At 70.2% G+C, this 20956-nt stretch carries 21 protein-coding genes; 13 read left to right on the top strand and 8 right to left on the bottom strand.

What is annotated here, in order from left to right; genetic code table 11:
* The first annotated feature begins 15 nt into the window (after positions 1-15).
* The 3 genes from HLA95_RS19030 (at position 16) to HLA95_RS19020 (ending at position 1729) form a co-directional block, all read left to right on the top strand.
* On the top strand, positions 16-873 hold the full coding sequence (locus tag HLA95_RS19030) for an alpha/beta fold hydrolase (protein ID WP_191061522.1): 858 nt from the start codon (positions 16-18) through the stop codon (positions 871-873).
* A gap of 121 nt (positions 874-994) precedes the next feature.
* Positions 995-1273, top strand: coding sequence for a FitA-like ribbon-helix-helix domain-containing protein (locus tag HLA95_RS19025; RefSeq protein WP_222184188.1), 279 nt, complete (start codon positions 995-997; stop codon positions 1271-1273).
* Between the two features lie 3 nt (positions 1274-1276).
* Positions 1277-1729 carry a type II toxin-antitoxin system VapC family toxin gene (locus HLA95_RS19020; RefSeq protein ID WP_222184187.1) on the top strand — a complete coding sequence of 151 codons (453 nt, stop codon included), beginning with the start codon at positions 1277-1279 and terminating at the stop codon, positions 1727-1729.
* 21 nt (positions 1730-1750) lie between these two features.
* Here HLA95_RS19020 and HLA95_RS19015 read toward each other — a convergent pair whose 3' ends face one another.
* The 4 genes from HLA95_RS19015 to HLA95_RS19000 form a co-directional block, all read right to left on the bottom strand.
* The gene (locus HLA95_RS19015; protein WP_222184186.1) at positions 1751-2635 is read right to left on the bottom strand and encodes a rhomboid family intramembrane serine protease; all 885 of its coding nucleotides are present in this window, start codon (positions 2633-2635) and stop codon (positions 1751-1753) included.
* Between the two features lie 90 nt (positions 2636-2725).
* Complete coding sequence (locus HLA95_RS19010; RefSeq protein WP_370467506.1) at positions 2726-3700, bottom strand: Fic family protein; 975 nt, start codon at positions 3698-3700, stop codon at positions 2726-2728.
* A gap of 33 nt (positions 3701-3733) precedes the next feature.
* Positions 3734-5269, bottom strand: a complete 1536-nt coding sequence (locus HLA95_RS19005) for a sensor histidine kinase (RefSeq protein ID WP_222184185.1) — start codon at positions 5267-5269, stop codon at positions 3734-3736.
* Positions 5266-5985, bottom strand: a complete 720-nt coding sequence (locus HLA95_RS19000) for a response regulator (RefSeq protein ID WP_191062353.1) — start codon at positions 5983-5985, stop codon at positions 5266-5268. The genes HLA95_RS19005 and HLA95_RS19000 overlap by 4 nt, the downstream gene beginning before the upstream one ends.
* Positions 5986-6276: 291 nt before the next feature.
* Between HLA95_RS19000 and HLA95_RS18995 the strand changes: the two genes are divergently transcribed.
* The 9 genes from HLA95_RS18995 (at position 6277) to soxA (ending at position 13026) form a co-directional block, all read left to right on the top strand.
* Positions 6277-6660 (top strand): c-type cytochrome, encoded by a 384-nt coding sequence (locus HLA95_RS18995; protein WP_255592081.1) that lies wholly within the window; start codon positions 6277-6279, stop codon positions 6658-6660.
* A 193-nt stretch (positions 6661-6853) separates the two neighbouring features.
* Positions 6854-7324, top strand: a complete 471-nt coding sequence (locus tag HLA95_RS18990) for a (2Fe-2S)-binding protein (protein ID WP_191062017.1) — start codon at positions 6854-6856, stop codon at positions 7322-7324.
* 10 nt (positions 7325-7334) lie between these two features.
* Positions 7335-9509: a xanthine dehydrogenase family protein molybdopterin-binding subunit gene (locus tag HLA95_RS18985; RefSeq protein WP_255592080.1), complete on the top strand. Its 2175-nt coding sequence runs from the start codon at positions 7335-7337 to the stop codon at positions 9507-9509.
* The gene (locus tag HLA95_RS18980; RefSeq protein WP_222184181.1) at positions 9506-9817 is read left to right on the top strand and encodes a c-type cytochrome; all 312 of its coding nucleotides are present in this window, start codon (positions 9506-9508) and stop codon (positions 9815-9817) included. Before HLA95_RS18985 ends, HLA95_RS18980 begins: the two co-directional genes overlap by 4 nt.
* A complete protein-coding gene (locus HLA95_RS18975; RefSeq protein WP_222184179.1) occupies positions 9762-11072 on the top strand; it encodes an NAD(P)/FAD-dependent oxidoreductase in 1311 nt (436 codons plus the stop codon). The genes HLA95_RS18980 and HLA95_RS18975 overlap by 56 nt, the downstream gene beginning before the upstream one ends.
* Complete coding sequence (gene soxX, locus HLA95_RS18970; protein WP_222184177.1) at positions 11069-11518, top strand: sulfur oxidation c-type cytochrome SoxX; 450 nt, start codon at positions 11069-11071, stop codon at positions 11516-11518. The genes HLA95_RS18975 and soxX overlap by 4 nt, the downstream gene beginning before the upstream one ends.
* A 4-nt stretch (positions 11519-11522) precedes the next feature.
* A complete protein-coding gene (locus tag HLA95_RS18965; RefSeq protein ID WP_191060939.1) occupies positions 11523-11930 on the top strand; it encodes a SoxY-related AACIE arm protein in 408 nt (135 codons plus the stop codon).
* Positions 11927-12247 (top strand): thiosulfate oxidation carrier complex protein SoxZ, encoded by a 321-nt coding sequence (gene soxZ, locus HLA95_RS18960; protein ID WP_191060941.1) that lies wholly within the window; start codon positions 11927-11929, stop codon positions 12245-12247. The genes HLA95_RS18965 and soxZ overlap by 4 nt, the downstream gene beginning before the upstream one ends.
* Positions 12247-13026, top strand: a complete 780-nt coding sequence (soxA, locus tag HLA95_RS18955; protein ID WP_191060938.1) for a sulfur oxidation c-type cytochrome SoxA — start codon at positions 12247-12249, stop codon at positions 13024-13026. The genes soxZ and soxA overlap by 1 nt, the downstream gene beginning before the upstream one ends.
* A 27-nt stretch (positions 13027-13053) precedes the next feature.
* On the opposite strand, the gene HLA95_RS18950 is transcribed toward soxA, so the two are convergent.
* The 4 genes from HLA95_RS18950 to HLA95_RS18935 all read right to left on the bottom strand — a co-directional run bounded on the left by HLA95_RS18950 (position 13054) and on the right by HLA95_RS18935 (position 19369).
* Complete coding sequence (locus tag HLA95_RS18950; protein WP_223861630.1) at positions 13054-13572, bottom strand: phenolic acid decarboxylase; 519 nt, start codon at positions 13570-13572, stop codon at positions 13054-13056.
* A 111-nt stretch (positions 13573-13683) separates the two neighbouring features.
* Positions 13684-15336, bottom strand: coding sequence for a M20/M25/M40 family metallo-hydrolase (locus HLA95_RS18945; protein WP_222184175.1), 1653 nt, complete (start codon positions 15334-15336; stop codon positions 13684-13686).
* Positions 15337-15382: 46 nt separating this feature from the next.
* Positions 15383-16927 carry a trimethylamine methyltransferase family protein gene (locus HLA95_RS18940; protein ID WP_191059499.1) on the bottom strand — a complete coding sequence of 515 codons (1545 nt, stop codon included), beginning with the start codon at positions 16925-16927 and terminating at the stop codon, positions 15383-15385.
* An 18-nt stretch (positions 16928-16945) separates the two neighbouring features.
* Complete coding sequence (locus HLA95_RS18935) at positions 16946-19369, bottom strand: GcvT family protein (protein ID WP_191059498.1); 2424 nt, start codon at positions 19367-19369, stop codon at positions 16946-16948.
* 133 nt (positions 19370-19502) lie between these two features.
* Between HLA95_RS18935 and HLA95_RS18930 the strand changes: the two genes are divergently transcribed.
* Positions 19503-20135, top strand: a complete 633-nt coding sequence (locus tag HLA95_RS18930; RefSeq protein WP_191059497.1) for a TetR/AcrR family transcriptional regulator — start codon at positions 19503-19505, stop codon at positions 20133-20135.
* Positions 20136-20956 lie beyond the last annotated feature (821 nt).

The raw sequence follows: 20956 nt of genomic DNA, 5'->3' as shown, positions 1-20956 counted from the left end.
CGAGGAACGACCGCCATGCAGCCCCCCCGGCTGACCCAGAGCGTCAGGACCTCCCACGGCGCGATCTGCGTGGAGCACAGCCGAGGGAACGGGCCGCCCTTGCTGCTGATCCACGGCAATTCCTCCTGCCGGGGCGTGTTCGCCCGCCAGTTCCAGAGCGCGCTCGCCGACCGGCATCGTCTGGTCGCCATGGACCTCCCCGGGCATGGCCAGTCGGACGATGCCCGGGATCCCGCGCGCAGCTACACGCTGCCCGGACTGGCCGATTGCATCATCGAGCTGCTCGAGATCCTCGGGATCAGCGGCCTGTCCATCCTGGGCTGGTCGCTCGGCGGCCACATCGCCATCGAGATGCTGGCGCGCTTTGATGGGATCAACGGCCTGATCCTCACCGGGACACCGCCCGTCCGGCGCAACGGCATGGCGGAAGGCTTCGTCGCGTCCCCGGGCCGCGGGCTGCCGGGGCAAAGGCTCCTGGGCGAAGCGGAGGTCGATGCCTTTGCCCGCCACATGTTCGGCGAGCCGGTCGAGCCGTTCCTCCAGCACGCGATCCGGCGCTCGGACGGCCGGTGCCGCGAGCAGTTGTTCCTGGCGGCCCGCATGGGCCTGGGCGTCGACCAGCGGCGCGTGATCGAGCGCAGCACGGTGCCGGTCGCCGTGATCAACGGCAGTGCCGACCCGTTGATCAGGCTGGACTATCTCGACGGCATCGCCTTCGGCAATCTGTGGGAGCGCCGCTGCCATCGGCTGGAGGGAGCCGGCCACGCGCCGTTCTGGCATGCCGCCGACGCGTTCAACGCCATGGCCGGCCAGTTCCTCGGTGCGATCGAATCCATGTCGGGCCGTTCAGGACATGCATCGTCCGGCGGCTGATCGGCTGGTGGCGTACCGGCACGCCCCGCGTAGGGCGGCACGGGGGCAGGCTCCGGACTTTTCGTTGTGCTCATCGCCGACTATATGTCAGCAATGACAGCATCCGCAGCAGGAGGGAGCCGTGGCGACCCTGACCGTCCGCAACCTCGATGACGAGGTCGTCCGGGCACTGCGCATCCGGGCGGCCGAGCATGGACGCAGTGCCGAGGCGGAGCACCGGGAGATCCTGCGCCAGGTCCTGACCGCCGACCGCCCGCCTTCGGCCCGCGCGGCGGCCGCGGAGCGTCTGGCCGCGTTCCGGCGCCGGACCGCGGGCCGGGGCTCGGCCACCGTGGCGGAACTGCTCCGGGAAAGCCGGGAGGGCAGGATGGCGGACCTCGCCGGCAGTTCGGGCGCCTGAACGGTGGCGCTGGTCGTCGATGCCTCGGTCGCCCTGAAATGGGTGCTGCCGGAGCCGGACAGCCATCTGGCCCAGGCACTCGCGGAAGGCGACGAGGAACTGCTGGTGCCGGACTTCTGGCTCAACGAGGCGACCAATGTCTGCTGGCTGCAGGTCCGCAAGGGCATCTGGTCGCCCGCCGAGGCGCGGGAAGCGCTGGAACTCCTGCGCGCCCAGTTGCCGCCCATACCCACCGGTGACCTCGGCCTGCACGACGTGGCGCTCGACATCGGCCTCGTGGTCGACCACTCGACCTACGATACCCTCTACGTGGCCTTCGCGGTGGCCATGGGCAGCCGGGGCGTCATGGTCGCCGACCGGCCCTTCGTGCGCGACATGGGCCGCCACCCGGATCCGGAGCTGGCAGGCCTGCTCATCCCGCTCGACGCCTGGGGACGGGCGCAGGGGCTCGCCTGAGCGAAGCGGTGCCGGTGCCGCCTATGCGCCCGCGTGGAGGGCAAGCAGCCAGGCAAGCGCCAGCAGTGCCACCGCCAGCAGCGCATAGACGAGCTGCGCCAGCCGCCCCTGGGGCAGATGCTGCCCCCAGCGGCCGAGCGCCAGGCCCAGGCCGGCACCGACCGCAAAGCCGGCCACATGGGCGCCGACATCGGTCTGCGCGCCGCCGAAGCCTAAGTAGGCCAGCAGCATGCTGCTGGCCGCGAGCGGCGCCCAGCGGCGGATCCGGCTGCGCCAGGGGGCGCTGCGCCGCCGCTGGGTGTAGCCCGCCAGGATGCCCAGGGCGCCGAAGATCGCGGTCGAGCTGCCGATGGCGGTGTGCGCGGCCGGGTGCAGCAGCGCGTTCAGCCCGTTGCCGAGCGCGCCCGCCAGGAGGATGGCCAGCCAGGCCAGGCCCGAGCCCAGCACCTGCGCCAGCAGCATGCCGAAGCCCAGGCCGGCGATCAGGTTGGCGAACAGATGGCTGTCGTCGGCATGCAGGGTCAGCGCGGTGACCGTCCGCCACCAGGCCCCGCCCTGGATCAGCCCGGCCTGCGCGGCACCGACCGCCGACCAGTCGACCGACCAGCTCAGCCGCCGGTCGGCGCCGAAGAAGAACAGGAGCACCATGCAATAGGCCAGGGCGGCGCCCAGCCCGTGCAGGGCCGGTCGCGCCGGATGGGCTGGCGCCGGCTCCTCGGGTGGGTTCTCCCGCTCATAGGCATCGAGCTCCTGGCGCGCCTGCTCGGCCTGGTGCGCGGCGACGCACAGCGCCACCCCGCCATCGCCCTCGACCAGCCGGCAGTCGATGCCGACGGCCAGCAGAACCAGGGCGAGCTGGCGGGCATCTGCCTTGCGGGCGAAGCGGACCTGTACGAGATCGGTCATGAACCGGCCGGATCAATCGAGCACCAGGCCCATTGTCGGACGCCCGGGCGGTTCCGGACAACGCCCATCGCCCCTCAAGCAGGATGCGCGCTACGATCGGGCCGACGGGTTCCCGGAGCTGGCCCCGCCACGCAAGGCCGTACCGTGCCCCGCGGCCCGGCCATGCTCGCGCGCCAGTTCCAGGATCCGCTGGCACTCCATCGTCCGCTCGAGCCGCTGCTTCTGCTCATGCAGGGCGCCCAGGAAGAACTCGACCCACGGGTTCCAGTCGGGCTCGGCCGTGCGGATCGTGCCCTGGGTGCGGCGCAAGGCTAGGTAATACTCCTCCTTCTGCTGCTCGATCACGCTTTCCAGGGAGCCATAGGGCAGATGGGCATAGCCGGCGCGCAGCAGCAGCAGCAGGGTCGTGAGCAGCCGTGACAGCCGGCCATTGCCGTCCTGGAACGGGTGGATCGCCAGGAAGACCATGATGAAGATCGCGATCAGCAGCAGCGGATGCAGGCTCCGCTCCGCCTCGACGGCACGGAACCAGCCGACCAGCTCCGCCATGCGGCCGGGCGTGACGAACGGGGTGGCGGTGGCGAACACCACGCCGGAGCTCCGGCCCGCCGCATCGACGGCTTCGATATGGTTGGGCAGCGTCTTGTAGGCACCGCGATGCCGTTCGTCCCTGGTCGAATGGGCGAGCAGGTCGCGGTGGAGCTGCAGGATATGGTTCTCCGTCAGCGCGATGGCGTCATGGGCCTGGAGGATCGTGTCCAGGACCTGGGCGTAGCCGGCCACTTCCTGCTCGTCGCGCGTGGCGAGCGACGCGGCCGGCAGGTTGGCCAGCAGCTTCCCGACCGCGCGATCGCTGAGCCTGGCACCTTCGATCCGGGTCGAGGCGCCGATGCTCTCGATGGTGGCGGCGCGGCACAGGGCGGACCGGCGTTCCGGCGCGATCCAGTCGATGGCGCGCCAGGCATCCCTGAACGCGTCGATCCCCGCGATCAGCGCCAGGATCTGCGGCGTGATGCGCAGGCTGGCGACGTTGAACGCTGGCGACGTTGCTTCATCCATTTTCATCCAAACGAGCTGTCGCCAGCCTGTCCGGCCCGGCTAGGACGGATTGGACTCCGTCGGCAGGTGGCCGGGTGCGTGGCGTACCGGCTGCATGGCCCTGGCTGCCGACGCCAGGGCCGGATGCGGCTCCTGGGACGCCGGCGGCTGCGGGGCCAGGCTGGCCAGGGGCAGGCTGATGGTGGCGGTCATGCCGTCCGGCCGGGTGGCAAGCGTGATGTCGCCGCCATGGTGGCGCGCGATGGTGCGCGCGATCGACAGGCCCAGCCCCACCCCGCCGGTCTCGCGGTTCCGCGAATGCTCCAGGCGGAAGAACGGGGCGAAGGCGCGCTCGGCATGGGCATCGGGAATGCCCGGCCCGTCGTCGGCCACGACGATGTCGATGCTGTCCGCAGCCTTGACGATCCGGACCCGGGCGCGCTCGCCGTAGCGGACCGCGTTCTCGACGAGGTTGCGCACCGAGCGGCGCAGCGCGTCTGGGCGGCAGCGATAGCTGAACCGCGGGCTGTCCAGGAAGGTCACGTCCTGGCCGAGATCGGCCAGGTCGTCGCACAGGCTCTCGACCAGTGCCGTCAGGTCGACGGTCCGGGTCCGCTCCGCCGTGGCTTCCTCGCGCGCAAACGCGAGCGCCGCCTCGGTCATGGTCTGGATCTCATCGATCGTCTTGAGCATCTTCTCCTGGACGTCCGGGTCGGCCACGAACTCCGCGCGCAGCCGGAGCGAGGTGAGCGGCGTGCGCAGATCATGGCCGATCGCGGCCAGCATCCGGGTGCGGTCCTCGACGAAGCGCTGCAGGCGGGCCTGCATCCGGTTGAAGGCTTCCGCGGTCTGGCGGATGTCGTCCGGCCCGGTCTCGGGCAGGGGCTCCACCGTCTCGCCGCGTCCCAAGAGCTCGGCCGCCGCGGCCAGCCGGCGCAGCGGCCGGGCCACGCTGCGCGCCACGATCACGGCGATGACCGAGAGCACCAGCGCGGTGATCGCGAGCGAGGTTGCGGACTGCGGCGTCCACAGGGCGTTTTGCACCGACTTGGCATAGACGGCGTTCAGCCAGGCGCCGTTCTCCAGGCGCACGGCCAGGCCCATGCCATAGGCCTGGTCGAGATAGATGAACTTCGCCGCGCGCGAGAGCGGCCAGGCCTGGGGCGGCAGCTCCCGCCAGTCGGCCCAGGCCCCATCCGGCGCAGGCCCGGCGGGGAGTGCTGCCGGTGGCGCCGGCGGCTGGTCCACCGGCTTGCCGTGCAGCTGCTTCACGCTCGGCAGCGGGGTGGCGAGATGGCCGAGCGCCGTAGCACGCCAGGCCGGCACGTCCGGGGGTGCGTCCGGCGAGATCCAGAAGCGGGTATAGGCCGTGTCGCTGACGCGCAGGATCTCCGGGGCGAGCTCGGGTGGGGTCGATTCCAGCAGGAGGGCCAGCGAGCCCGTGCGGCTCAAAAACTCGCCCTTGGCCGCCAGCCGGAGTGCCTGATCACGCGCGTTCCAGGAGGTGAGAAAGCCGATGCCCTGCGACAGGGCCAGCGCCAGCAGCATGAAGAAGATGAACTGCGCGGCCAGGCTGCGGCGCCACAGGCGGGTCATGCCTCGCAGACCTCGGCCATGAAGCTGTAGCCGCCGCCCCAGTGGGTCTTGATCAGCATCGGGTTCTTCGGGTCCAGCTCGATCTTCTTGCGCAGCCGGCTGACCTGGTTGTCGATGCTCCGGTCGAAACTGTCCGCGGCCCGGCCGACCGTCAGGTCGAGCAGCTGGTCGCGGCTCAGGATCAGGCCGGCATGGTCGAGAAAGGCGGTGAGCAGCCGGAACTCGGCGGTGCTCAGCGGCACCGCCACCCCGTCGCCGTCCACCAGCTCGCGCCGGCCGACATTCAGCATCCAGCGATCGAAGCTGAGCATCCTGGCCTTCAGCTTGATCCGCTGCGGCGGCAGGCTGTTGACCCGGCGCAGCACCGCCTTGATCCGGGCCAGGAGCTCGCGGGGGTTGAACGGCTTGGTCAGATAGTCGTCCGCCCCCAGCTCCAGCCCGACGATCCGGTCGGTGTCCTCGACCATGGCGGTCAGGAAGATGATCGGCACCTCGGTGGTGCCGCGCAGGTGGCGGCACAGGCTGAGCCCGTCCTCGCCCGGCATCATGATGTCGAGGATCACCAGGTCCGGGGCGCTGCGCTCCAGGAGGCGCCGGAGGGCGGTGCCATTCTCCGCCACGCTGACCCGGTAGCCGTGCTGGGCCAGGTAGCGGCCGACCAGGTCGCGAATGTCGCGATGATCGTCGACCACGGCGATATGGGGTGCCGGCTCCATGGGACCTTCCGCGCGACGCTGCTGCCGATGAGGACGGATGCCTCCGATCAGGGGAAGGCGGCAGTCTAGGTGTGGCCGGGCCGGCTTGACCAGCAGCGCTGCGCTGTCATCCGCGCCGTAACTGTATCGATCTGTCTCAACCGCGCCCGTCGCCACATCTGGCGACAGTCCGGCAGCTTGCCTGGCAAATTCCTGCGAACGGGTACTGCCAGGGTAACGGTCGGCAGGGGCCGTTCACGGCACGGGCCCTGCCAGCCCGCCGACCACCCGACCCTGCACCGGAGACCATCGATGACCCGGATGGCCCTCGCCCTGACGCTCGCCCTGCTCGCCGCCCAGGCGATGCCATCGCCGGCCCTGGCCCAGCAGGCCGCCGATGGCGAGCGCCTGTTCCGCACGCGCTGCGGCACCTGCCACAGCATCGAGCCCGGCCAGAACCGGGTGGGGCCGAGCCTTGCCGGCGTGCTCGGCCGCGCGGCCGGCACGCTGGAGGGTGCCCGCTATTCCCCGGCCCTGCGGGAGTCCGGGATCGTCTGGAGCAGCGAGACCATCGACGCCTACCTCGCCGATCCCCGGCAGCTCGTGCCGGGCACCACCATGACCGTCGGCCTGCGGGCGCCGGCGGAGCGCGCGGCGGTCATCGCCTATCTGGACGGACGCAGCACGACGCATTGAGCCTGCCGGCCCTGGCTGGAATTGTATCAATTCTTGTCGGAACGGTCGTTTCGCGACAGATCAAGAAGAAGTCGGCTGCACGGGACAAGGTTCTGCGACAGTTCCGGGCCAGAAAGAGGCCATCCGGCGAGGCGCCAGCGACCCGAGACGCGCCAGGACAAGAACGCTCCTCCCTTCGCACGAGGAACACAGCATGGCTCGACTGACCATCAACGGTACCACCCGCGACGTCGACGTCGACCCCGAAACCCCCCTGCTCTGGGTGCTGCGCGAGCAGCTCGGGATGACCGGGACCAAGTTCGGCTGCGGCATCGCCGTGTGCGGGGCCTGCACGGTCCATGTGGATGGCGTCGCCACCCGTTCCTGCGTCCTGCCGGTCAGCGCGCTCACCCCTGAGCAGGCGATCGTGACGATCGAGGGCCTGTCCCCGGACGGTTCGCACCCGGTGCAGCAGGCCTGGCTGGAGCTGGACGTGCCGCAATGCGGCTACTGCCAGCCCGGCATGATCATGGCGGCCGCCGGCCTGCTCGCGGCCAACCCGAACCCCAGCGACGACGACATCAGCGCCGAGATCACCAATATCTGCCGCTGCGGCACCTACAATCGCGTGCGCGTGGCGATCAAGCTCGCTGCCGCCGACAATGATGCCACCCGGAATGGCTGAGGAGACGGCGATGACCCGCGTGCAGCTTTCCCGCCGCCATTTCGTCGCCGGCTCGGCGGCAGCGCTCGGCGGCTTCTCCCTGGGCTTCCACGTGCCGTTCCAGGCCAAGGCCGCCGCCGATGCGGCCCCGGCCGAGGTGCCCGAGATCAATGCCTGGGTGGTGATCCACCCCGACGAGACGGTGGTGGTCCGGGTTGCCCGCTCCGAGATGGGGCAGGGCACGCTCACCGGCCTGGCCCAGCTCGTCGCCGAGGAGCTGGAGTGCGACTGGGCGAACGTCACCACCGAATATCCCACGCCCGGCCAGAACATCGCCCGCGACCGGGTCTGGGGCAGCTTCTCCACCGGCGGCAGCCGCGGCATCCGTGATTCCCACGACTATGTCCGCCAGGGCGGGGCGGCGGCGCGCGAGATGCTGATTGCGGCGGCCGCCGCCGAATGGGACGTGCCGGCGGCCGAATGCCAAGTCGAGAAGGGCGTGATCAGCCATCCGGGCAGCGGGCGCACCACGACCTACGGCAAGGTGGCACAGGCCGCCGCCGCCGTGAGCCCGCCCGCCGAGGTGCAGCTGAAGGACCCGAAGGACTGGAAGATCGCCGGCCAGCCTCTGCCCAGGCTCGACACGCGCGACAAGCTCACCGGCAGGCAGGTCTATGGCGCCGACCTGGTCATGCCCGGCATGGTCAATGCGGCGATCAAGGCCTGCCCCTATTTCGGCGGCAGGCTCGCCGGCTTCGATGCCCAGGCGGTCACCGGCATGCCCGGCGTCCAGCGGGTCATCCAGGTCGACGACACGGCCGTCGCGGTGGTGGCGGACACATGGTGGCGGGCCAAGACCGCGCTGGATGCCCTGCCGATCACCTGGGACGAGGGGCCGAACCGCGACCTGTCCAGCGCCTCGATCCAGGCGATGCTGGAGGAAGGGCTGGACGCGGCGGATGCGTTCATCGGCGCGGAGGCGGGCGATGCCCGCGGAGCACTCGCGGGGGCGGAGCGGACGGTCAGCGCGGTCTATGCCTTCCCCTACCAGAACCACGCCACCATGGAGCCCATGAACGCGACCGCGGTCTGGACGCCGGAGCGCTGCGAGGTCTGGGTTCCGACCCAGAACGGCGAGTCCAGCCTGGCGGTCGCCGCCGAGGCGGCCGGGCTGCCGGTGGACAAATGCGAGGTGCACAAGATCCACCTGGGGGGCGGGTTCGGCCGGCGCGGCAACTTCCAGGACTATGTCCGCCAGGCCGTAGGGATCGCGCGGGAGATGCCGGGCACGCCCGTGAAGCTGCTCTGGACGCGCGAGGAGGACATGCTGCACGGGAACTACCACCCGACCACGCGCTGCAAGCTGACGGCGGCACTCGGCCCGGACGGCGAGGTCAGCGCCCTGCACATGCGGATCTCCGGCCAGTCGATCCTGGCCTCGGTCCGGCCGGAAGGCATGGTCGGCGGCAGGGACCCGGTGGTGTTCCAGGGCCTCGTCCTCGACAATCCGGAAGGCTCGTTCGGCTATGCCGTGCCGAACCTCCTGATCGACCATGCGATGCGCAACCCGCCGGTGCCGCCCGGCTTCTGGCGCGGGGTGAACCTCAACCAGAACGCCATCTACGTGGAGTGCTTCATCGACGAGCTGGCCCATGCCGCCGGGGTCGAGCCCCTGGCCTTCCGCCGCCGGCTGATGGCGAACCACCCACAGCACCTGGCGGTGCTGGAGGCAGCGGCGAACGGGATCGGCTGGAACGAGCCGGCACCTGCGGGCCGGCATCGGGGGATTGCCCAGATCATGGGTTTCGGCAGCTATGTGGCTGCGGCCGCCGAGGTCTCGGTCACCGACGGCCAGCTCCGGATCCACCGGATCGTGGCGGCGACCGATCCCGGCCATGTGGTCAACCCGGCCCAGGTGGAGCGCCAGGTCGAGGGCTCGTTCGTCTATGGCCTGTCGGCGGCGCTGTATGGCGAATGCACGGTGAGCGGCGGCCGGATGGAGCAGGAGAACTTCGACAGCTACCAGGTCATGCTGATGGATTCGATGCCCGAGGTGGAGACGATCATCATGCCCTCGGGCGGGTTCTGGGGCGGGGTCGGCGAGCCCACCATCGCGGTGGCGGCCCCGGCGGTGCTGAATGCGATCTTCGCCGCCACCGGCAAGCGCATCCGCACCCTGCCGCTCAAGAACCACGACCTCGCATGAGCCCGCAGCGCCGGCTGGCCCTTGGCTGTCTCATGGCGGCAGTTGTCGCCATGGCCGGCACCGGGCCGGCCCGGGCGGAGCCGCCGCCCGGTGCCGCCTCCTGCTCCGGCTGCCACGGCCCGGCCGGATCGGAGGGGCCGGTTCCGAGCCTCTTGGGCCGGCCGGCCGCGGAGACCGCCGCCGCGATGGCGGCATTCCGCACCGGCCAGCGCGAGGCCACGGTCATGGACCGGATCGCCAGGGGATTTACGGATGACGAGACCCGCGCCATCGCCGACTGGCTCGCTGACCAGGGGGACCAGCCGTAGAACCGCACTTGGGGGCACGCTCGCGGCGGGTGCGCTGCTGGGGCTGGGCGCCCCTGCCGCACTCGGCCAGGCGGCAGCGCAAGTGGTGGTGATCGGCGGCGGCTTTGCCGGGGCGACCTGCGCCCGCAGCCTGAAGCGGGCCGATCCCGGCCTCGTGGTCACCCTGGTCGAGCCGGCCGAGCGCTATCTCGCCTGCCCGTTCAGCAATCTGGTGCTGGCCGGGCTGCGCGAGCTGGACGAACAGGCATTCGGCTATGCCGGCATTGAAGCGGCCGGTGTCACGATCGCCCGCCAGCCCGCGGTGGCGGTCGACCCGGAGCGGCGGCGAGTCCGCCTGGGGGACGGGACGGAACTCGATTATCTGCACTTGGTGGTGGCACCGGGCGTGGACCTGCGCTTCGACGCGATCCCGGGCTATGACGAGGCCGCTGCCGAACGCATGCCGCATGCCTGGAAGGCCGGGCCGCAGACCGAGCTGCTGCGCCGCCAGTTGGAGGCCATGCCCGACGGCGGCCAGGTGGTCATGGCGGTGCCGGCCAACCCGTTCCGCTGCCCGCCCGGGCCATATGAGCGGGCGAGCCTGATCGCGCATTACCTCAAGACCCACAAGCCGCGCGCCAAGCTGATCATCCTCGACGCCAAGGACCAGTTCTCCAAGCAGCGCCTGTTCGAGCAGGGCTGGGCAGAGATCTATGGCGGCCTGATCGAATGGGTGCCGCTCTCCTTTGGCGGCCAAGTCACCGAGGTCGATCCCGGGACCAGCACGCTCGTGACCGAGTTCGGCAGCCACCAGGCCGACGTCGCCAACGTCATCCCGCCGCAGCGGGCCGGTGCGATCGCCGCACTCGCCGGGGTGGCGGATGCGACCGGCTGGTGCCCGATCGACCCGGTGACGTTCGAATCGACGCTGGTGCCCGGCATTCATGTGATCGGGGATGCCGCGATCGGCGGGGCGATGCCCAAGTCGGCGTTCAGCGCCAATGCCCAGGCCAAGGCCTGCGCCACGGCGATCGCCCACCTCGTGCGGGAGGAGGCGCCGCCGACGCCCAAGCTGATCAACACCTGCTACAGCCTGGTGGCCCCCGACTACGGCATCTCGATCGCTGGGGTCTATGCGCCCAAGGACGGGCTGCTGGCCGAGGTCGAGGGGGCCGGCGGGGTGAGCCCGCTGGAGGCCGCGGCATCGGTGCGCCAGGCGGAAGCCGCCTATGCCGAGGCTTGGTTCCGCACGGCTACGGACGAAGTGTTCGGATGAAGGTGCTGGGCCTCGGTGCTGCGATGATCGGCCTGGCCGTGATCCCGGCGAGCGTGCAGGAGGCCCCGGTTCCCTTCCGGATCGTCGGCGACGCCATCCCGGCCTCGCTCACCGGTTCCCCCGGTGATCCCGCCAGGGGTGCCGTCCTGATCGGCGAGCGGCACAAAAGCCTGTGCGTCCTCTGCCATGCCGGCCCCTGGCCCGACCCGCATCTACAAGGCACGCTCGGTCCCGACCTGTCGGGCGTGGGGGCGCGGCTCGATGCCGGGCAGATCCGCCTGCGCATCGTCGACCCGAAGCATCTGGACCCGGCGACGATCATGCCGGCCTATTACCGCCTGCCCGAGCCCGGCCGGAACGTGGCAGAGGCCTTTGCCGGCCGGACGATCCTGTCCGCGGCCGAGATCGAGGACCTGGTGGCCCATCTCGCGAGCCTGAAGGACTGAGCCGATGCCGAGCGAGCCGACCCCCCGCCTGGCCTATGACCGCCCACCGCTGGACGAGGTGATCCGGGCGTTCACGAACGGGATGGCGGTGCGCACCGGCAAGGTCACGCTCGACCTGTCGCCCCTGGTCGAGAACGGCAACGCCGTGCCGGTGAAGGTGACGGTCGAGAGCCCGATGACCGAGGCCGACCATGTCCGCCGGATCGCGCTGTTCAACGAGCGCAACCCGCAGCCCGACATCGCGGTGTTTCACCTGTTCCCGGGCGCCGGCCGTGCCGAGGTCGCCACCCGGATGCGGCTCGCCACCTCGCAAAAGGTGGCGGCGGTGGCGGAGATGGCCGACGGCGGCTTCTGGATGGCGGAGGCCAGCGTGGTGGTGACGCTCGCCGCCTGCATCGAGGACCTGATCTGATGCGCACGCTCATCAACGTGCCGAAGACCGCGAACAAGGGCGAGATCGTCGAGATCCGGGCGATGATCGCCCACCCGATGGAGACGGGCTACCGCACCGGCGAGAACGGCGTGCCGATCCCGCGCCGGATCATCCACCGCTTCACCTGCAGCTTCGCCGGCCGGGAGATCTTCGCCGCCGACCTGTTCCCGGCGATGTCGGCCAACCCGTTCCTCGCCTTCACCACGATCGCGACGCAAAGCGGCAGCTTCACCTTCACCTGGACCGACGAGGACGGCACGACCCAGAGCGCTGCCGCCGAGATTACGGTGACCTGATGCGGGGCAGGCCGTGGGCCCTTCTCCTCCTGGCAGCCGTGCTCGCCGCTGCCGCGGCCGCGGCCGACATCCCGGAGGCGGACCGGCGGTCCGGCTACGAGCTGATGTCGCCCGAGCTCAGGGCGATGCAGGACGACGAGCTGAGCAATCCCGGCATGTTCTCCGTGCTGGATGGCGAGCGCCTGTGGCAGGAGCCGGGCGGTGCTGCCGGCACCGCCTGCGCCGGCTGCCACGGGGACGCTGAAGAGAGCATGCGCGGGGTGGCCGCACGCTATCCGGCCTTCGATGCCGCGCTCGGCCGGCCAATCGACCTGGCCGGGCGGATCAGCCAGTGCCGGACAGAGCGCCAGGAAGCGGAACCGCTTCCCCGCGAAAGCGAGGCGCTCCTGGCGCTGTCCGCCTTCGTCGCCCACCAGTCGCGTGGCCTGCCGATCGACCCGCCGGACGACCCCCGGCTCCAGCCGTTCCGCGCCAGGGGTGCCGAGCTCTACCAGACCCCGATCGGCCAGCTCGACCTCGCCTGCGCCTCCTGCCACGACGACAACTGGGGCAGGCGGCTGGGCGGCAGCACGATCCCGCAGGCGCACCCGACCGGCTATCCCCTCTACCGGCTGGAATGGCAGGCGCTGGGTTCGCTGCAGCGCCGGCTGCGCAACTGCATGATCGGCGTGCGCGCCACGCCGTTCGACTTCGGCGCACCGGAACTGATCGAGCTGGAACTCCATCTGATGGCGCGCGCCGCCGGCATGGCGATGGAGACGCCCGCCATCCGCCCCTGAGCCGGCAGCCCCGACCGCAGCGCCGTCTCAGTTGCGCCTGTCCGCATAGCCGGGCGGCAATTCCTCGGGCCCGCACGCGATCACCGTCTCGTCGTCGCGGCCGCGGTCCTCGACGAAGGTGATCGTGGCGAAGGGATCGACCAGCTCGATCGGATAGGTCGGCCCGGCATCGCGATAGCCGAGCATCCGGTCGATCTGCGGGTTCTGGAAGCCCACGATCTTGTGCGGTGCGTCCGCCACCCAGCGCGGGAAGAAGATGGCGCCGTGCAGGCGGCGCTCGATCAGGTTGACGGCCAGGCTGACCCCCGTCCCGGTGGGCTCCACCCAGGACATCCGGAACACGCCCTCGGCCAGCCGGACGATATGCGCTTCCTGGTCCTTCACCCAGCGGCCGGCGACGATGCCGCTATGCACCCGGTAGTCCAGGTGGCGCTCGTTCTTGATGTAGGTCTCGTACTGCCAGCCAGTGTCGTAGGTGTAGATGTAGTGCTTGCCGATGAAGGGCGCGATCTCGGCGGGCCGGCTGGATGCGAAGGGGTCGGCCATGCTGGTCTCCACGATGGGGCGGGTCGAACGGATTGGCATGAGCCGGGCATCGAGCACCAGAGCCGCATCATCCGCTGGCAGGCGCGGCAGCGGCTGTTTTCTGCAACGAGGTCAGGAAGGCGGCGGCTGTCGCAGCACGTCGCTGGCCACGTTCCAGACCAGGAGCGGCAGCACCCTGAAGGCATAGTCCTGGTCCACCCGCTCCAGCCAATGGTGATAGTCGCGGCCCCATGGCCCGATATTGACCATCGGGAACCCGGCCATCGCCGGGTTCCAGACGATGCTCGATCCCCAGATCGGGGTCACCCGGGCGATGGCTGCGAGGTCGGCTTGGTCGGTGCGGCCGAGAAAGCTCATGTCGACGATCACCGGCAGGTAGTTCCGGGCGTTGATGGCGACGCCGGTCGCTGCCGCGGTCCGTCGCATGGCCGCCAGCACCGTCTGCTTCAGCGCGTCCTCGGCCGCTCCTTCGTCCCAGTTCACCGCCGGATAAGGCATGGCGGCGAAGCCCAGCACGACCGCCGGCCCTTCCGCACCGGCGGCATCCCAGGCGAGTTCGGTCAGGAGCTGGCTGCGCGTCGGCAGGTCCAGATCGTCGCGCGTCGCGAGCTCGGCCGCACGAGCGTCGAAGCGGCGGCGAAAGCCGGGATCGCGCGCCAGGGCACGGGCCAGGATCGCGTCGAAGGTCGTGACCTCCAGCCGCGACCATGCCTCGCTCGGCACCCCGTCCGGCGAGAGCTGCCGGGCCCGCTCCGCCACCCTGGCCCGGGCCCGCGCCATCGCCCGCTCCGCAACCTGCCGGGCGATCGCCAGCACGCTGCCGGCCGTGCGGCGCTGGGTCAGCACGTTCCAGAACGCCCAGACCCGGCCGGGCGTGGTGACGTTGTAGAGGTTCTTCAGATCCTTCATGCCGAGCGCGGTCGGCGCTGCGGCGATCTCCCTGCCGGCAAGCTCGCCCAGCTCCGGCGCATATTCCATCTCCGCCACCAGCTCCGCGGCGAGATAGGCGGCATTCACGCCGTCCAGCGGATAGCAGGCGTGCGACTCCTTGCCGACCACCAGCGCGCTCAGCAGCAGCTTGCCGATGCAGCCCAGCGCCACCACCCGGCCATCCGCACCGTCGCCATTGTCGCACAAGGCGTCGAGATTGATGCCGAGCGCCACCTCCAGGCCGCGCTGGTGCAGGAAGCCCGGCAGCCCGGCCACCGCGGCGCGCATGCCGTCCGAGCGGTCCTCCTCGTCCGGCGTGGCGATCAGCAGCAGGTTGCCGACCCGGTCCGGATCGGCAGCGAATTGTTCCAGCACCGCCATGCCGGCGGCCAGCCCGGACTTCATGTCGAGCAGCCCCCGGCCCGGCAGGAAGCGGCCCGATTCGAGATCGTCCAGGGCCTGGGCGAAGGTCCCGGTCGTTCGCAGCCGCTGGATCAGGCCGGCCTTCAGCGCTTCGGGCGAAAAGGCGAGGGGTGCCAGGTCGCCATAATCGTCCACCGGCACCACGTCGAAATGGCCGGCGAGCACCACGGTCCGGCTGCCCGTGCCGCGGGCCAGGGCCAGGACGCTGGCCCTTGCATGGCTGCCGCCCGGCACCGGCAGCACGGCGAGATCATCCGGGTTGTCCCGGAAATAGGGCAAGGCGGCCAGCAGCTCCGCCAGCTTGTGCGCGAAGCCCGCCTCGTCGGCCGTGCCGGTGACGCTCGGCCAGGCGGTGAGGGTCAGGCTCAGCTCGCGCGCGCGGGCAGCGAGCCCCTTGCTGGTCGGGGTCATGGCATGCCTTCGATCGGGGAGCGGGTGAACATGCGGCCATCCTTCATCAGCCGGGCGGCGCCCCGCCTTCGCGGATACGCCGGGCCACGAAGTCTTCAACGGCCTGACGGAAAGCCGGGTCCTGCGGCGGCGGCTCGAACTCGTCCAGCACCCTCTTCCAGATCGCGTTCGCCCGCATCGTCGCGGTCTTGGCACCATCCTCGGACCATTGGCCGAAATTGCGCCAGTCCGAGACCAGCGGCTCGTAGAAGGCGGTCTGGTAGCGAGCCATGGTGTGCGCGGCGCCGAAGAAATGGCCGCCCGGCTCGACCTCGGCGATGGCGTCGAAGCCGAACGCCGCCTCGTCCAGCTCGATCGGCTGGAACAGGGCGGCGAACATCTGCAGCATCTCGATATCGAGGATGAACTTCTCCAGGGACGCCGAGAGCCCGCCTTCCAGCCAGCCCGCTGCGTGCACCAGCACGTTGACCCCGCCCAGGAGGCTGCCCCAGACCGAGTTCAGGTACTCGTAGGTCGCCTGGGCATCGGCGACGTTGGACGCGGTGGCACCCGAGCCCCGCCAGGGCAGGCCGACATGGCGAGCGAGCTGTCCGGCCCCGAACGCGGCGCGCACGAATTCCGGCGTGCCGAAGGCCGGTGCGCCCGACTTCATGTCGACGTTCGAGGTGAAGGAGCCATAGACCACCGGCGCGCCCGGCCGAGTGATCTGGGCAAGCGTGATGCCGGCCAGTGCCTCGGCATGCTGCAGCGTCAGGGCACCCGGGATGGTGATCGGCGCCATGGCGCCGGCCAGGGTGAAGGGCGTGATGATCGAGACCTGGCCGGCCCGGGCGAAATCCATGATGCCCTGGCACATCGGCAGGTCGAGCTGGCGCGGCGAGTTGGTGTTGATCACCGTGTAGCAGCGTGGCCGCGCCCTAAAGCCCGCCTCGTCCAGGCCGCGCCCCAGCCGGATCATCTCGAACACGTCGCGGACCTGGGCGCTGCCGCGGCTGTAGACGAACAGCGGCTTGTCGCTCAGCGAAAGCTGGCTTTCCACCTGGCGCAGGTGGCGGAACTCCACCGGCACGTCCTGCGGCTCGACATTGGACGACTGGATGTGCAGCACGTCGAAATGCTGGGAGAGCTTCAAAAAGTTCTGCATGTCGAGGAGCGTGCCCGGCCGCTTGCCCCGGTCCAGGTCGCTGACATGGGGCGGGCCGCCCACGCACAGAAAGGCGATGCCGGCACCACCGATCGGCACGTCGCGCCCGGCATGGGCGCCGGCGACCTCGAACGAGCCGGGCGCCTGGCGCAGCGCGTCCGCCACCAGTTCGCGGTCGAGACGCACCATGCCGCTCGCTTCGTCGACCTCAGCACCCGCTTGCCGGAAAACCCGGCGGGCCGCCGGGTCCAGGACCCGCATGCCCAGTTCTTCCAGCACGCGCAGGGCCGTTGCGTGGATGTGCGCGACATGGTCGTCGGAAAAGGCCCGCTGCGGCTGGAGCGTGTTGACCAGCCGGCGGTAGCGGGCACCCCCTGAAGGGACGCCACTGCTCCCGCCAGCTTCGCGCCGCCCTCTCCGCCCGGTACGACCGGCCCGCTCGACCATGGTGCAAGCCTCCAAGATTCAGGCGCGCATGCGTTCCCCCGGCGGATCGACCGGGGAGGGAGCGATGACCCGTGCCTGGCGCCGGATGCCGACGACATCGACCTCGACCGGCTGGCCTGGCGTGACGAGCGCACGGTCCAGATAGGCCAGGGCCAGGCTCTTGCCGCAGAAATGACCGAAGGCGCCGGACGTGACCTGGCCGACCAGGCGCCCGTCCAGCCAGACCGGCTCGAAGCCGGACGCATCCGCATGCACGGCGTCGACCTCAAGGGTCGCCAGCAGCCGCGGCACGGGCGGGCCGTCCCGCTCGGCACACGCGGCCTCCCGGCCGATGAACCCGCCCTTGTCGAACGCTACGAACCGGTCGAGCCCGCTCATCCTGGGCGTGCTGGTCCAGGTGAACTCCCGCGACCAGATCCCGAAACTCTTCTCGATGCGCAGGGAGTCCAGCGCGCGGTAGCCGACCTGCTTCAGGCCGAGATCCTGCCCGGCCGCCAGCAGTGCTCCGTAGAGGCTGAGCTGCTCACTGGCAGCGACATTGATCTCGTAGCCGAGTTCGCCCGAAACCGACAGGCGCGCCACCCTGGCTCTTGTCAGGCCCACATCCATGTCCCGGCAGTGCAGGAACGGGAAGGCGGCGTTAGAGAGGTCCGCTTCGGCGAGCCGCGCCAGCAGCGCCCGCGCACTCGGCCCCATCAGGGCCAGGCCCGTCACCTGATCGGAGATGTCGGCGAGCGTGACGCCCGAGCGCGGCAGATGCTCCTCCATCCAGCGCATGTGCCAAGCGCGCAGGTAATAGGAGCCCATCAGCCACCAGGTCTCGTCCTCCCAGGCCAGCACGGTGAGGTCGCCCATCAGCCGGCCGGAGCGGCTGAGCATCGGCGCCAGCCGTACCTGCCCCTTTTCGGGCAGGCGGCAGGCGAGCAGCCGGTCCAGGAAAGCCTTTGCCCCCGGCCCGCTCACGGCGTAGCGCGCGAAGGCGGTCGTATCGAGCAAACCCACCGCTTCCCGTGCCGCCCGGCATTCCGCGGCCACCAGCGGAAAGGCATTGGAGCGCCCCATGGTCGGCGTCTCGACGAACGGCTGGCCGGCGGGTCCGAAATAGAGCGGCACCTCCAGCCCCCAGGAAACGCCCCATTGCGCGCCTGCCATGCACATCCGGTCATAGGCGGGCGGCGTGCGCAGTGGCCGCCCTGCCGGCAGCTGCTCGTTCGGGTAGGTCAGCAGGAACCGGCGCGCGTAGAACTGCGCGGTGGTGGCCTTGAGATAATTGCGGTTGGCGGCAAACTGCCCGTAGCGCGCGATGTCCATCCCGAACACGTCCGCACTGGGCTCGCCTTCGACCAGCCACTGCGCCAGCGCCAAGCCCACGCCGCCGCCCTGGCTGAACCCGGCCATGACCCCGCAGGCACACCAGTAGTTGCGCAGGCCCGGGACCGGGCCGATCAGGGGATTGCCGTCCGGCGTGAAGGTGAAGGCACCATTCACCCAGCGCCTGATGCCGGTCGTGCCCAGCGCTGGATAGCGCGCAAAGCCCAGGGCCAGCTCGGGCTCGATGCGCTCGATGTCCTCCGGGATCAGCTCGATCCCATAGTCCCAGGGCGCGCCCTCGACGTTCCAGTGCCTCGGGTTGCGCTCGTAGACGCCCAGCAGCAGGCCCTTTCCCTCCTGCCGCGCATAGGTGAAGCCTTCCAGGTCTACGAGCGTCGGGATCTGCCGGCCGAGCGCCACCAGCTCGGGGATCGGCTCGGTGACGAGGTAGTGATGCTCCATGGGCGTCACCGGCAGGTCGACCCCGGCCATCCGGCCCACCTGCTTGGCCCACAGGCCAGCGGCGTTCACCACATGCTCGGCCGTGATCGTGCCCTCCTCGGTCACGACCTGCCACTGCCCGTCGGCCTGGGGATGCAGCTCCATCACGCGGTTGCGCAGGATGACCTCGGCCCCGCGCGCACGCGCCGCGGCGGCAAAGGCGTGGGTGGTGCCGTACGGGTCCAGGTAGCCGTCGTTCGGGTCCCACAGGCCGCCATGGATCCCGGTGACGTCGACGATCGGGCAGAGCGCCCTGATCTCGTCCGGCGAGACCAGCCGTGCCTCGTCCAGACCGATGCTGCGGAACAGGGCCAGTGAAGCCTGCAGCCAGGCCCAGCGCTCCGGTGTGCCGGCAAAGGTGACAGCACCGGTGACGTGCAGGCCCAGCGCCTGATCGGTCCCGGCCGCGAGCTCCCGGTAGAGCCTGATCGTGTAGTCCTGCAGGCCGGCGATGTTCGGGTCGGCATTGACCGCATGGAAGCCGGCCGCGGCGTGCCAGGTCGAGCCGGCGGTGAGCTCGCGTCGCTCGATCAGCGCCACCTCGTGCCAGCCGAGCCTGGCCAGGTGGTAGAGCACGCTCGCCCCGACGATGCCGCCGCCGATCACCACGACCCGGTAGTGCGACCTCATCCGCCACCTCTCGCGCTCCGATCCACCATGGCTAGCCGAACCGGCACCTGGCGCCTAGACACTACTGTACAGAAAGACGGGTCAAGAAGACGGGGCAGTAGCGCTGCGGCGCCCGGCCCTCTAAGCAGCCGCGATGACGAGCAGGGGCGACACCACGCTTTCCCCCCAGGCGCGGGTGACGCGCGAAGACTGGCTGCAGGCGGCCCGGTCGACCCTGATCACGGCCGGGGTCGACCAGGTCAAGGTGCTGCCGCTGGCGCGACAGCTCAACGTGTCCCGCTCGAGCTTCTACTGGTATTTCCGGAACCGGCAGGAGCTGCTCGACCAGCTCGTGCGCTCCTGGCAGGAGACCAACACCCAGGACATCGTCACCCAGGCCAGACGGCCATCCCGGACGATCACCGAAGGCGTGCTCCACCTCTTCGAGTGCTGGGTCGACGGCGCCCCGTTCGATCCGCGGCTCGACTTCGCCATCCGCGCCTGGGCCAGGCGCTCAGCAGAGCTGCAGGCCATCGTCCGCGCGGAGGACGACGCCCGGGTCGAGGCGATCAGCCAGCTCTACCGGCGCCATGGCTGGGACGAGACCGGCGCCTTCATCCGGGCGCGTGTGCTCTATTTCATGCAGATCGGCTACTACGCCCTGGAGCTGAACGAGCCGCGCGAGCAGCGCCTGCGCTACACGGCCGACTATGTCCAAAGCTTCACCGGCCAGGCCCCGCAACCCGGCGAGGTCGAGGCCTTCCAGCGCATCGCCAGGGCAGGCTGAGCGCCGCATGTTCCGGTACCTGCGCGTCCGGAAGCAGACGGAACGCACGGCGGATCGGAGCTGCATCCCCCGATCCTGGCTGCCCGCAAGCCGGCATGGCCAGCCGCGTTCATCTGCCCCGCCGCCGGCACCGCCCGCCCGAGCCGATCGCCTTCTTCATCTACTAGTAGTGGTCTTATGACGTATCAGGGGTATGGGATGATCATGGTGACCAGCGCGATGATCCGCAGATCATTGCCCCTTGAGTTCGCAACCGGATGACCGACGGTTCTCCACCTCTGCCCGTCGCGCCCGACGATGCGGACGCGCGGGAGCCAGTAAGATCCGACGCGCCGGCCGATCCTCGCTCGATGCGGCCTGGGGGTGGTCATACTGCTCGAACGACTCCCGGACCTCTTCGAGGACGAACGTAGCCGGGCAGGATGATACCATCATGTGGCGTGTAGGATCATCCAGGGTGAGTGATGCGTTTCTTCCGGAAATCATCCGCTACGGCGTGGTTCCGGACCTTGCCTCGATGCACGAGTTCTGCTCCCGTGTCAGCGACGTCTGGTCGCGGGCACGATAAGCCGGGCTGGATAGTTATTGTCGTGCATGCTCACCGGTCCCCTTCCCCTCACCGGTCGAGCGTGGAATGTCCTCCCTCGTGTTGCCGCCCGGCCTGTTGCCGGGCGGTCCTTTTTCAGGTCGCGAAGCGGCTGCCCCGACAGCGCCGGTCTATGCACGGCCCTCGGGCCGTCCGCTCGTCCGGCAGGCGGGACGCTGCGCCGCACTATGGCTGCCTTCCTGTTTTGCTATGCTCCCAGGTGCGAGCGGCTAGG

The organism is Geminicoccus harenae (genome assembly GCF_019800005.1).
Taxonomy (GTDB): Bacteria; Pseudomonadota; Alphaproteobacteria; order Geminicoccales; family Geminicoccaceae; genus Geminicoccus; species Geminicoccus harenae.
This window is presented reverse-complemented; position numbering and strand designations above follow the sequence as displayed.